The sequence below is a fragment of the Thermogemmatispora sp. genome (assembly GCF_019683635.1).
Lineage (GTDB): Bacteria > Chloroflexota > Ktedonobacteria > Ktedonobacterales > Ktedonobacteraceae > Thermogemmatispora.
This window is the reverse complement of sequence record NZ_JADGIA010000170.1, coordinates 1-11,868: the sequence shown is the minus strand read 5'-3', so window position 1 is coordinate 11,868 and position 11,868 is coordinate 1. Positions and strand designations below refer to the sequence as shown.

The 11,868-nt window shown below is 61.2% G+C and carries 10 protein-coding genes; 9 read left to right on the top strand and 1 reads right to left on the bottom strand.

Annotated elements, in window-relative coordinates:
• Window positions 1-779 (bottom strand): MFS transporter (locus tag IRZ31_RS16375; RefSeq protein WP_297155556.1); only part of this gene is annotated, 779 nt, incomplete at its 3' end.
• 84 nt (window positions 780-863) lie between these two features.
• On the opposite strand from IRZ31_RS16375, the gene IRZ31_RS16370 reads away from it, so the two are divergent.
• The 9 genes from IRZ31_RS16370 (at window position 864) to IRZ31_RS16330 (ending at window position 11,626) form a co-directional block, all read left to right on the top strand.
• Window positions 864-1,103 (top strand): hypothetical protein, encoded by a 240-nt coding sequence (locus tag IRZ31_RS16370; protein ID WP_297155554.1) that lies wholly within the window; start codon window positions 864-866, stop codon window positions 1,101-1,103.
• 952 nt (window positions 1,104-2,055) lie between these two features.
• Window positions 2,056-2,529 carry a MarR family transcriptional regulator gene (locus IRZ31_RS16365; RefSeq protein WP_297155552.1) on the top strand — a complete coding sequence of 158 codons (474 nt, stop codon included), beginning with the start codon at window positions 2,056-2,058 and terminating at the stop codon, window positions 2,527-2,529.
• Window positions 2,530-2,561: 32 nt separating this feature from the next.
• Complete coding sequence (locus IRZ31_RS16360) at window positions 2,562-4,505, top strand: alpha-amylase family glycosyl hydrolase (protein ID WP_297155550.1); 1,944 nt, start codon at window positions 2,562-2,564, stop codon at window positions 4,503-4,505.
• A gap of 175 nt (window positions 4,506-4,680) precedes the next feature.
• Window positions 4,681-5,964 carry an extracellular solute-binding protein gene (locus IRZ31_RS16355; protein ID WP_297155549.1) on the top strand — a complete coding sequence of 428 codons (1,284 nt, stop codon included), beginning with the start codon at window positions 4,681-4,683 and terminating at the stop codon, window positions 5,962-5,964.
• Window positions 5,965-6,118: 154 nt separating this feature from the next.
• The gene (locus tag IRZ31_RS16350; RefSeq protein ID WP_297155548.1) at window positions 6,119-7,066 is read left to right on the top strand and encodes a sugar ABC transporter permease; all 948 of its coding nucleotides are present in this window, start codon (window positions 6,119-6,121) and stop codon (window positions 7,064-7,066) included.
• Window positions 7,063-8,004: an ABC transporter permease subunit gene (locus tag IRZ31_RS16345; RefSeq protein WP_297155547.1), complete on the top strand. Its 942-nt coding sequence runs from the start codon at window positions 7,063-7,065 to the stop codon at window positions 8,002-8,004. Before IRZ31_RS16350 ends, IRZ31_RS16345 begins: the two co-directional genes overlap by 4 nt.
• Window positions 7,994-8,737 carry a carbohydrate-binding module family 20 domain-containing protein gene (locus IRZ31_RS16340; RefSeq protein ID WP_297155545.1) on the top strand — a complete coding sequence of 248 codons (744 nt, stop codon included), beginning with the start codon at window positions 7,994-7,996 and terminating at the stop codon, window positions 8,735-8,737. Before IRZ31_RS16345 ends, IRZ31_RS16340 begins: the two co-directional genes overlap by 11 nt.
• 709 nt (window positions 8,738-9,446) lie before the next feature.
• Complete coding sequence (locus tag IRZ31_RS16335; RefSeq protein WP_297155542.1) at window positions 9,447-9,875, top strand: nucleotidyltransferase domain-containing protein; 429 nt, start codon at window positions 9,447-9,449, stop codon at window positions 9,873-9,875.
• A 143-nt stretch (window positions 9,876-10,018) separates the two neighbouring features.
• Window positions 10,019-11,626 (top strand): S53 family peptidase, encoded by a 1,608-nt coding sequence (locus tag IRZ31_RS16330; protein WP_297155540.1) that lies wholly within the window; start codon window positions 10,019-10,021, stop codon window positions 11,624-11,626.
• The last annotated feature ends 242 nt before the right edge of the window (window positions 11,627-11,868 follow it).

Sequence of the window (11,868 nt, the reverse complement as noted above, 5' to 3'; positions counted from 1 at the left end):
GCTCTGCTCTTCGCGCTCTTTTTTCTGGTAGAGCGCTGGGCAGCAGAGCCGCGGCTACAGCTCAGCCCTACCACCTGAACAGAGGCCCAGGGATAGGTCTCTCCTCCCCAGCTCAGCCCAAGCAGCAGACAGACCGTCGCCGCAGCAGCGGTCAGGGAGCCTGGCAGATCAAGACGCCACAGGCCAGCCCTGCCCCACACCCGTGTCGCGCGGACAGAGATACTGGCAGGAAGCCAGATGGCGATACAGGCCAGCGCCACCATCCCCAGCAGCAGGTTGAGGTAAAAGATCCAGCGCCATGAGGTGTGCTCGGTGATCGCCCTCCAGTCAGCGGTCCAACTATCGTCGCGATCGTCCCGATGGCAATGAATAAGCCCTGCCAGCGCGGCGCCAAGGAGGAAGAGCACTATGCCCACTAACAGGAGCCACTTGCGGCCAAACTGATCCGAGAGCTTGCCGACCAGCGGGATCATCGTCGTCATGGTTAGCAAGTAGGCGGTGCCGACCCAGGCATAGCTGCTAAAGCCGTGCAGCTCGCCGACAATCGTCGGCAGGGCTGTGGCCACAATCGTCTGATCAAGCGCGGCCAGAAAGGAGACCAGAGCCAGTAGCCGGGCTAAAGGCTGGCCCTCATCTGCGAAGAGTCGCAGGTAGCCCTCGGGTTCGGCCCTCGCCAGCACCACCCCTAAAATCTTCAAAGCCCGCCTGACCTTGCCTTGAGCAGCGAGCGCCAACGCGATCAGTAGCTGAACCTCCAGCCAACTCGCCGCGCTCTTCACACCAGCGGCTGGCTCTCTGAGAGAGGATCGAGATCATCGCTGGCTCTTGCCGCTGCAGCAGCACGCGCAGAGCCTGGGCAAAGAATGGGTGATATAGCGGTACCAGCTCGTATCAGCATCGCCGGGAGCAAGCAGGAGATTGCTGCGATAACAGGTCAGCAGGCGCTGCTAGCCGTCAGGCAGCTGCGTCACCGCCTGGCACAGCGGGCCTGTCAGGCGCTCCAGAATACTGGTATACAGGAAGAGCCTGGAGAGAGTGGAGGCGACGTCAGCGTCAGCGGCCCGGCCCCAGTCAGGAGCGGCGTCAACGCCCCTCTGACGTAGGTCAGGAAGCGCAGTGGATCGTTATCTTCCTCTTAGGGAAAGCCAGAGCACACGCCTGGTCGTCGCTCTAGCCCACTCTGCCAGCAGCGTGGTTTTTCCCGCACCCGCCGGTGCACAGATCAGTGTCAGGCACGCCCGCGTCTGCCCTTCGAGAAGGGCCTGGAGACGGGGACGGGGTACATGGTGCAGGGGTAGCGCTGGTATCTGGAACCTGGTCGTCAGCAGCGCAGACTGAGGCTGAGCCGGCGCCCCGAGCAGAGGCCGCATCAGTAAGCCGCTGTCTGACTTGCCGGGCGGCTTCGCGCAGACGCAGCAGGGTCAGATCTTGACTGCGCCCCAAATAGCACTTAAACAACTTCCCCTGTGCCCGCTTGTACGCATACCAGTAACGTCTTTCTGCTCTCTGCTCGCAGCGCACGGCAAAACGCAGTTCCCCCTCCTGATAGGTGAAAGCCGGATGCTCTTGCAGCCAGGTGAACCAGTCCAGGCTCTCAACGGCAATCGGCGCCACTCCCCTGGCGGGATAGAGCCAGGTTTCTACAAGGATGGGATAACGCATGCGCGCTGGCATCACCTCTTGCTGTCCTCCCATAGCTGCAGCCATGCTTTGGGTAACTTTCTGGGTAATGTAGTACGCTTTTGGGTAACTTACAAGCCCGGTCTCTGGCCGGCCTGGCCTGGTGGCTGGCGAGCCGGAGAGTCAGCGCCTCGCCCTGAGCACAGAGGCCGCCGCTCCAGCTCTGCTGCCGACGGCTCCCCTTCTCTTCACTCGCTCGCTGGCTCCTGCGATCTGCAGCGTCTCACCAGGCTTGACAAAGGGGCGCTTCCCGCATATACTTTCTTGAGTAACAATATTTCTCGCAACAGTTGCAATCGCAACAAATTGCGGCCTCGCCTGGTAAGACACTGACCCAGCGAGCCGCGCTGCTGCGGAAAGGAGCACGCCAAGCGCATGGATGACTACCAGGACTACCGTCTCTTTCAAGAGCTGAGTTTGCTGCTTGACCATGCCGATCGTCTTGTTCTTCGCCAGTTCCGCCTGAATACACTGCAATACAATGCCCTGCTGCTCCTGGATACCGACGAAGGCTGGCGGCTGACGGATCTCAGCGAACGCCTGCTGTGCGAACGGAGCACGGTCACCCGCCTGGTAGATTATCTGGAAAGCGAGGGCCTCATTGCCCGTAGCCCCGACCCTGGCGATCGCCGCTCACAGCGCGTCACCCTGACAGCAGCAGGCGTCGCCCGGCGCCGCGAGGCGCAGGCCGCCATTGAAGAGGCTATTGGCCGCCGCTTCAGCGTCCTGAGCCGCGAAGAGGAGCGGCAGCTTATTGCCATGCTCAAGCGCTTGCGCGCGGTCGTGAGTGCCGAGATCGAAGCAACCACAGAAGCGACCTCGCCCGAAGCAAGCGACACCCTGTCCTAGTTTGCGCTAATCAGGTAGGTAGGAAAGCCAAGATGCCAGACATCTTTGAGTCGGCCACGGATGCCATACCCGCGCAGTCGGAGCCGGACGCCGAGCAGATGGCAGCGGTGCCCGGTGACCTGCCTTTGAGCGAGATCCTCATCCGCTGGACAGCTCAACGCAGCCAATTTCGCCATGATAATACTATTCTCCCCCTGGCCCCTCTCCCCGGCGAGCCAGTCGAAGTCTGGGCGGCCAGCGGCGAGGAAGTGCCTATCGAGCGCGCCGTGCTCTACTACACCGTCGACGGCAGTCGCCCCGATCGCACGTCGACGGCCCTGCCGATGGAGCGCGCCCGCGTGACCTGGGATCCGCACGCTGGCTACATCACCCACTGGCTGGCTCGCATCCCCGGTCAGCCAGCCGGTACGCGCGTGCGCTACCGCATCGCCGGCTGGCTGGCCCGTCCCGGCTCGCTTCCTGCCGAGGAGCCGGAGATCTGGGCCCAGGACGGCCAGGGCTTTGCCTTCCACTTTGCGGGAGAGCGCGCCTTCACGACCTTCGCTTACCTCGTTGAAGAAGAGTCGCAGCGGCGTCCGCCTTCCTGGGCGACAGAGGCCGTCATCTATCAGATTTTTCTCGACCGCTTTCGCAGCGACGCCGCCAATGGCCATTTTCCTGCAGAGAGCGATCCACAAGCGTTGCATGGGGGCACGCTGAATGGCGTCCGCGCCGCCCTGCCCTATCTCTCAGAGCTGGGGGTAACCTGCCTGTGGCTCTCCCCGCTTCACGAGGCCGAAAGCTACCATCGCTACGACGCCCTCGACTACTTTCGCGTTGATCCCCGTCTGGGCAGCAGCGCCGACCTGCAGGCCCTCATTGCGGAGGCCCACGCCCGCGGCATGCGCGTCTTGCTCGATTTCGTGCCGGCTCACGTCTCCTGGCACCATCCCGCCTTTCTGGCCGCCCAGACGGATCGCCAGGCCCCCTCTCATGACTGGTTCTATTTCGAGCGCTGGCCCGATCGCTATGGCACCTTCCTCGACGCTGTTCCCAGCCTTCCTTCCCTACGCTCAGAGAGCGAGGGAGCCAGGCGCCACATCATCGCCAGTGCCCTGCACTGGTTGAGCGAGTACGGTGTCGATGGCTTCCGTCTCGATCATGCCATCGGCCACAGCATGGATTTCTGGTGTGAGTTTCGCCAGGCTACCCGCGCCCTGCACCCCGATGTGTTCTTGTTGGGCGAGGTCACCGATACACCCGATGCCTTGCGTCGCTATCATGGCAGGCTGGATGCGGTGCTCGATTTCCCGCTGGCGGCAGCCCTACGCTCGACCTTTGGCGTCCGCACCTGGGACCTGGGCCGCTTCGAGCGCTTCCTCAGCTCCTACGAGAGCTATATGGCGGGCGGTCCCGCTCGCGCGAGTTTTCTTGATAACCATGACATGAATCGCTTCCTCTTCATTACCGGCAATCGCCCGGAACTGCTCAAGCTGGCGGCTCTTTGCCAATTCACGCTTGCTCCGACCCCCATCATCTATTACGGGACGGAGATCGGTATGTCCCAACGTGCTGATGTCTTGTCAAAAGCTTTCGGCGGCGACGCCGAGGCCCGCGCCGATATGCCCTGGCGACCGGAGGACTGGAATCAGGAGCTGCTCGCCTTCTACCGGGCCCTGATCCATCTGCGCCGCTCCCTGCCGGTCCTGACTTACGGCGCACGCCGTGTCGTCCATCTTGATGCCAGGCAGGCCACCTATGCCTATCTGCGCACCCAAACCCCAGGCCAGCGCCTGGAGCGGGGCGACGTCCTGGTGCTCTTCAATCTGAGCGAGCAGCCTCAAACTGTCGTGCTGCCAGAGGTGGCGCTCCCACCGGCAGCGACCACGCTTCTGGCCAACGGTCAGGCACCAGTCATACGCAGGTCTCGACATCAGGTTGCTATAACTAGTGAGCCATTGAGTGGAGCAGTTTTCTCATGGCAGGAAGGAGGGTGAGAGCCGACTTCTCCCCGTTGATCACTGTGCACCCTTCACAAGAAGAGCACAGCACGCTCTTTGACAACCAGACTGACAACAACACAACTCTGGGTTTTCCGTCCAATGGGGAGAGTGCACAGCACGCCGTCTGTCTCTCCCCGGCTATCTTCCCTCTTATCAGAGAGGATGAGAGATGATGAAGAAGATCTTCGCCTCGCGTGCATCTGGCAGTCAGCCACTGCTGGCCATGTTCCTGTTCAGCCTCATGCTCGCGCTGCTGCTCCCAGCCTGTGGTGGTGCCGAAAACAGCGGCAGCAACAACAGCAGCAGCATCGACTTTAGCGGCACGATCGTTATCTGGCACGGCTGGCAAGGTGCCTACCTGCAAGCCAAGCAGGCTATTTTCAACGAATATATGCGCCTGCATCCCAAAGTCAAGATTGTGCTGGTCCACCAGGATAACATCGCCAGCAAGGCGGCCACCGCGGTGAAGGCTGGCAATGGTCCCGATATCATCGCCTTCACTGACGATAATCTGGGATCGCTGGCGCTCGGCCACGTCGTTGTGCCGCTCGACCAGTATATCAGCCAGGACTATCTCAAGCAGACCTATACCCCGGCAGCGGCTTCGGCTCTGATCTTTAACGGTCACGTCTACGGGGTCCCGGAGGCGGTCGAGGCCATCACGCTCATGTACAACAAGAGCCTGATCTCGGCGGACCAGCTCCCCAAGACCACTGACGACCTGCTGGCCTTCGAGAAACGCTATGAGCAGGCCCATCCGGGTCAGTATGGCGTCGTCTGGCCAACCGAGGACGCCTACTTCAATGCGCCCTGGTTCTACGGCTTCGGGGCTCAGTATGTGACGCCCGATGGCAAAGCCCACCTCGACACATCCCAGGCGCTGCAGGCGATGGAATATATCGCCTCCTTCCGCCCCTATCTCCCGAAGCAGCCGACCTACGATGTGGTTTCCTCGCTCTTTGCCGAGGGCAAGGCCGCCATCATCATCAACGGTCCCTGGTCCTATGCCGATTACAGCAGTGGGGGGAAGATCAACATCGGCTTTGCCACACTTCCCATCGTCACCGCCACGGGCACCCCGGCCAGGCCGTTTGTGGGGGTCAAATCGCTCTGGATGGCCAAAACTGCCAAAAATCCAGCCCTGGTGGCCGATCTGATGAAGTTCTACACCAACAAGGCTAATCAGATCGCCATGTCACGCGCTGACGGCGAAATCCCGGCGAACAGCGCCGCCGCCGATGACTCGGCCATCCAGCAGCTTCCCGCTGTGGCTGGCTATGCGGCCCAGGTGAAGCTGGGCGTGGCTTTGCCCAATACCCCCTACATGTCCGCACTGTGGACGCCCGTGCAGAATGCACTGACGGCAGTCTGGAACGGTACGCAGACGCCCGCTAAAGCCCTCAGCGACGCCCAGGCCGCTGCCACCAAAGGGATCGCGCAGATCAGCTCATAGCCCCGGCTTTGGCGCGCTCACCAGGCAGGATACCTGGCGCGATGCGAGCGTTCCATCGCTCAGACGCTGAAGATCATGCTCCCCCTCCTCGTTCCTCCTCCCTTTCCAGCGATGGATCGGGCGGATGGGACGAGGAGATGAACTGGAGGCGAGGATGCCTATGCTGCGAGTCAAACGGCGCACCATTGTGGCTTTTCTGCTGCCAATGCTGGCCATGATGGCGGTGATCAATCTGTGGCCGATTCTGTACACGCTCTACCTGTCGACCACCAATTATAGCGAGTTTTCCTCGGATAACTATCGTTTCATCGGTCTGGAAAACTACCGGCAGCTGCTCTTTTCTTTCGACAGCGATTTCTTCCCGGTGCTCTGGCAGACGCTGCTCTACGTCGTCGTTTGCGTGAGCTGCTTTCTGGTCGTTGGGATGCTGACCGCCCTGGCGCTGAACAACTCCCGGGTCAAGGGGCTGCCATTCTGGCGCGTGGTGCTGCTCCTGCCCTGGGCCGCCCCTTCGGGTATCACGGCCCTGATCTGGAAGTTCCTCTTTCAGTACGATTTTGGCCCGTTCAACCAGATTGGGCGCCTGTTCTTCGGCCCCCAGTTCGGGATTCCCTGGCTGCTCAATCCCACGCTGGCCTTCATCTCAGTGGTGATCGTCAATGTCTGGCTGAGCTATCCCTTCTTCACGGTGGTCATTCTGGGGGCGCTGCAAGGCATTCCCGGCGAATTGCGCGAGGCGGCCCGGATCGACGGGGCCGGCCCCTGGCAGTATTTCCGCCATGTCACCCTGCCGCTGGTGACCCCGGCCCTGGTGCCCGCCACTATTCTCAGCGCGATTACGACCTTCCAGATGTTTAATACGGTCTTCCTGATCACGCAGGGGGGACCAGTGGTCAGCGCCCTCAAGCCGGGGGCCACGGAATTTGTCATGATCTATATGTATAACCGCATCCTCGGCGCAACTGTCGCCAATCCGCACTACGGTTTTATCGCCGCCTTCGCGATCACTTTGTTTATCATCCTCGCGGCCCTGACCTACCTGGGTTCTGGCCTGGGAGCACGGTCCCCGCGGGCGAGCAGCATCAGGGAGGCACGAGCATGAGTCAGCAACTGCCCGTCGTTGAGACCAGGAGGGAGCAAGCGTCTGTCAACCTAGTCGTAGGGCAGTCGAGGCGCTTGCCACCGGGACGCCGCACCTCGCGCCTGGGGAAGCGTCTGGGCATGGTCGGTCTCTACGTTTTTCTGACGGTGATGGCCATCTTTGCGCTTTTCCCTCTCTATTACGTGGTCCAGGCTTCGTTTGCCGGAGCCCAGAACCTCTATACCACCGATCTGCACCTGTTTCCCGCTCACTTTACGCTCGCTAATTATGTGACGGCCTTTACCCAGGAGCCCCTGCTCAATTGGATCGGCAATACCTTGCTGGTCTGCGGCCTGACGGCCCTCTGCGGGCTGATCTGTTCAACGAGCGGCGCCTATGCGCTGGCGCGCTTCCGCTTCGCAGGTCGAGAGCTGACGCTGCGCGCGCTGCTGGCGCTGCAGGCTTTCCCGGGCCTGCTGGCGCTGACGGCCTACTACCTCTTGCTGAATACGCTGCACCTGCTCAACAACTTGCTCGGTCTGGTGCTCATCTACTCAGCCGGAGCGGTGGTCTTCAGCTGCTGGAATACCAAAACCTACCTCGACGGCCTGCCGGTCGAGCTGGAGCAGGCCGCCTTGTTGGACGGCGCCACGCCCTTTCAGGCTTTCTGGCACATTGTCTTGCCGCTGGCCACGCCGGCGCTGGCGGTGGCCGCCCTCTTCACCTTCATGACCGGCTGGAATGAGTTCGCCCTGGCCAATCTGGTGCTCAACGCCAATGCTAACGGCAGTAACCTGACCTTTATCCTGGGCCTCTACAGCCTGCAGAGCGACTTTCGAACGCCGTGGGGCATCTTTGCCGCCGCCTCGGTGATCGTGTCAATTCCCTTGATGCTGATCTTCTTTTTCGCTCAGCGCTACTTCCGGTCCGGCCTGGCTCAAGGTGGTCTTGCCAACTAGTTCCTGTTACAGCATTTCCGGCCTTTACACGGCCCTGCCCACTGGCTCCTACAGCGACTACCTGGGGACGTTGCTCCACGGCGGCACCACCATTACGGTCACAAACGGCGCCGCCAGTGCCTTTACTCTGGGCGCTAACCAGGTCTCCGTCTGGCAATATACCGCTCCCGAGAGCAGTACGCCAGAGATCGGCAGCGTTGGGCCTAACCTGAGCCGGCCCGGCGATCAGGTGATTATCGATGGCCAGGGTTTTGGCAGCACCGCCGGCAGTGTAAAGTTTGGTACGACCACCGCCACGATTGATAGCTGGAGTCCGCACTCGATTACGGTCACGACGCCGAATGTGGCCAGTGGCCTCTACAGTGTTCAGGTCTGTACCTCTAGCTGCAGCAACGTCTACGAAACGCGCGTCTCCAGCACAGCGCAGGTGGCCGTGACCTTCACTGTCAACAATGCGCCTTCCACCAACTACGGGGATAACGTCTACCTGACCGGGCAATTCGACGAGCTGGGCAACTGGGGAACAACAACAACCACCGCTATCGGCCCGCTGAATGATCCGAACTATCCGAACTGGTTCGTGATGGCCAGTGTGCCAGCCTGTTGGACAGTCCAGTTTAAGTTTATTATCATCCGCGCTGACGGCAGCATTCAGTGGGAGAATGGCAGCAACCACAGTTATACCGCCCCTTGCAGCGGCACTGGCTCTGTTACTGTGAACTGGCAGTACTGATGTGAGATGGCCCCCGCAGCGGGGCCGCAACCAGAAGCCGCTCAGGGGCACCCGCTGGCGCCGGCCCGGCCTTGGGGATGCTCTGGTGAGCCAACCAGGCCCGCTGCTCACTCGGTTCTTCCCCTTGACCAGGGATATCAGGGGCCTTTCCAAGAGACTCTGGAAAGGCCCCTCCCTACTACTGGTATTTTACAGGTTGCAACGTACTGTGGCCATTTTAGCAGCAAGTCGGGCGATGGTGCTTAGCAGCGGGCATATTCTTGAGAGACGCACCTGTCTTGACAAAGGCTTGTCCACAGTGCTATCTTAAGCGCGAGGGTTAAAAGTGGCAAGGAAACCCCTCTAGCGTTGTACTTGGAACTGCAAGCGCGGCCCCCGACTTTCCTTGTGAACCCTGCTTCGCCTCGACCGGGCGAGGCGAGGCAGCTCTGGCTGCTGTTCAGTCGAGCGGCACTCTCCTCTGTTGACTCACCCTCACAGCTGCCTGCTCCGCTCTTGCCATGCCTTTTGCCAGGAGCATTGCAGCGGCGCATGCTTTCGGTCCGTCTGGCCCGGCCTGGGGCCATCAGGCATGAGCAGGGCGAGGACGAAGTAACCAAAGAGAGGAGAGGAACAGCTCTGCTTATCAGAGCGGGCAGACGCGCATTACCTTTTCTCCAGGTGCAACGGATATCCTGAGCTGATCTTGATGCTGCATGGGAGAAGCAAGATGCTGGACGAACAACGTGAACGACTCAGGGCCGTGTTGACACGGCAGCGCTATCCGTTGCTCTTTGTCACGCTGAGCGGGTCGCACCTCTACGGATTCGCGTCGCCCGATTCCGACTACGACCTGCGCGGCGCCCATATCCTGCCGTTGCGTACGGTGATTGGGCTGCATGAGGGGGAAGAGATCATCGAACGGCATGAGAACGAGGATGGACAGGAAGTCGACCTGGTGACGCACGATGTTCGCCAATTCTTGACAGTGCTGCTGGACAAGAACGGCAACGTCCTGGAATCCATCTACTCGCCGCTGGTCATTCATACCACGCCCGAGCCCGAAGAGCTAAAGGCGCTGGCCAAGCGCTGCCTTACACGCTACTACGCCTACCATTACAACGATCTTCTGATCCGTCTGCGGCTGCAGACCGTGTAAGAGGAAGAAAGTATATTCTTCCTTCGGCTGAGAGGCAGGAAGTCACCATCTACGAAGAGGGGGTACGAGCGTCTTCTTTGCAGGAAGTTTAGCGCGTCCCCAGAAGGGGAACGTTGCGACGAGAGGACAGAAGGAAAGAGACCATGCCCGAGATTCCTAAAGGATTCACACGACTGGCGGGCAGTGAGCGTCACCTCCCTGCCCAGGCCCGGCAGATCGGGCCGGCTGATCCCAACGAGCGCATCGAGGTCAGCGTCTATCTCAGAGATCCCGCGGGGAGCGCCCTGGCCGGTCAGCTGGAGCGCCATTTCAGCCAGCCGGGCCAACGACTGAGCCGCGAGGAGTACCTGGCTCAGCATAGCGCCCGTCCGGAGGATGTGGCCAAAGTCGAAGCCTTCGCCCGCGCTCATCAGCTGGACGTGCTGGCAGTTGATCGGGCGGCACGCCGGCTGGTCCTGGGCGGCACAGCGAGCCAGTTCTGCGCTGCCTTTGCCACCGAGTTACATTATTACGAGCATGAGGGGCAGACGTTCCGCGGGCGCTCCGGCCCCCTGCACATCCCCCAAGAGCTTGAGCCGATCGTGACTGGCGTCTTTGGGCTGGACGATCGTCCCCAGGCTCAGCCCCATCTGCGCTTCGCCTCTGACCCAGGGACAAGTGTGCTGGTGGGAACTGCCACCGTCAGCTATACCCCGCTCCAGGTCGCCCAATTCTATGACTTTCCGAGCGGCCTGACCGGCAGCGGCCAGTGCATCGCCCTGATCGAGCTGGGCGGAGGCTATACCAGTGAGGATCTGACGACCTACTTCCAGCAGCTCGGCCTGCAGCCACCCGAGGTAGTCAGCGTCTCTGTCGACGGCGGCCAGAATAGCCCAACAGGCGACCCGAATAGCGCGGATGGCGAGGTCGCGCTCGATATCGAGATCGCTGGCGCCATTGCTCCTGCGGCCCGCATCGCCGTCTACTTTGCCCCCAATACCGAGCGCGGCTTTCTAGACGCCATTACCCAGGCCATCCACGACACCACCAATGCGCCTGCGGTAATCTCCATTAGCTGGGGCGCCCCCGAAGTGGACTGGACCCGCCAGGCAATGACCACTATGAACGAGGCGTTTCAGACGGCGGCCTCGCTTGGAATTACGGTCTGCGCGGCTGCCGGCGATAACGGCTCAAGCGATGGGGTAAACGATCAAAAGGCCCATGTGGATTTTCCGGCTTCCAGTCCCTATGTGCTTGGCTGCGGCGGCACCCGCCTGGAGGCCCAGGATAGGCAGGTCGTCCGTGAAGTGGTCTGGAATGGCACCGCCAGCGGCAATGGAGCGACCGGCGGCGGCATCAGCGACGTTTTCCCGCTCCCCTCATGGCAGGAGAGTGCCCATGTGCCGCCATCCATCAACGACCACCATCAGGGGCGCGGGGTACCCGATGTCGCGGGCAATGCGGACCCGCAGACAGGCTATCAGATCGTTGTCGACGGCCAGAGCACTTCCGTGGGGGGCACGAGCGCAGTGGCTCCGCTGTGGGCCGGGCTGATTGCCCTGCTCAATCAGCGACGCGGTCAGTCCGTTGGGTACCTGAACCCGTTCCTCTATCAGCATTACTCCCAATTGCTGCAGCAAAAGGCACTGCGCGATGTGACCAGCGGCAACAATGGCGGCTACAGCGCCGGCCCCGGTTGGGATGCCTGCACAGGACTGGGCACGCCCGATGGCGCGCTGCTGCTGCAGGCTCTGCTGACTGCAGCCTCCTAGCGCGTGCTCACAGGCACAGTAAGGAGCTGGTGAGCGGATCACCAGATGGCGGATGTCCAGCTCGCCAGCTTCCTGCTCTCGGCTATGCCTCTTGATCTTTCTCTTTCTTCTGCTCGCGCTCCAGATGAGGACCTTGATAGGTCAAATAGGTGACCGTGTCCCAGGCATTATGAATACCAAAGCCTGCTGCATCCTTCGTGAGGCCAGCAGCGTCATGACAACAAACATCAAGCCGATCAAGG

Bases quoted from the DNA above. Each gene is read 5' to 3' on its own strand.
- IRZ31_RS16350 (WP_297155548.1), top strand. From the start codon at position 6,119: ATGCCTATGCTGCGAGTCAAACGGCGCACCATTGTGGCTTTTCTGCTG.
- IRZ31_RS16330 (WP_297155540.1), top strand. From the start codon at position 10,019: ATGCCCGAGATTCCTAAAGGATTCACACGACTGGCGGGCAGTGAGCGT.
- IRZ31_RS16355 (WP_297155549.1), top strand. From the start codon at position 4,681: ATGATGAAGAAGATCTTCGCCTCGCGTGCATCTGGCAGTCAGCCACTG.
- IRZ31_RS16335 (WP_297155542.1), top strand. From the start codon at position 9,447: ATGCTGGACGAACAACGTGAACGACTCAGGGCCGTGTTGACACGGCAG.
- IRZ31_RS16360 (WP_297155550.1), top strand. From the start codon at position 2,562: ATGCCAGACATCTTTGAGTCGGCCACGGATGCCATACCCGCGCAGTCG.
- IRZ31_RS16365 (WP_297155552.1), top strand. From the start codon at position 2,056: ATGGATGACTACCAGGACTACCGTCTCTTTCAAGAGCTGAGTTTGCTG.
- IRZ31_RS16345 (WP_297155547.1), top strand. From the start codon at position 7,063: ATGAGTCAGCAACTGCCCGTCGTTGAGACCAGGAGGGAGCAAGCGTCT.
- IRZ31_RS16370 (WP_297155554.1), top strand. From the start codon at position 864: ATGGGTGATATAGCGGTACCAGCTCGTATCAGCATCGCCGGGAGCAAG.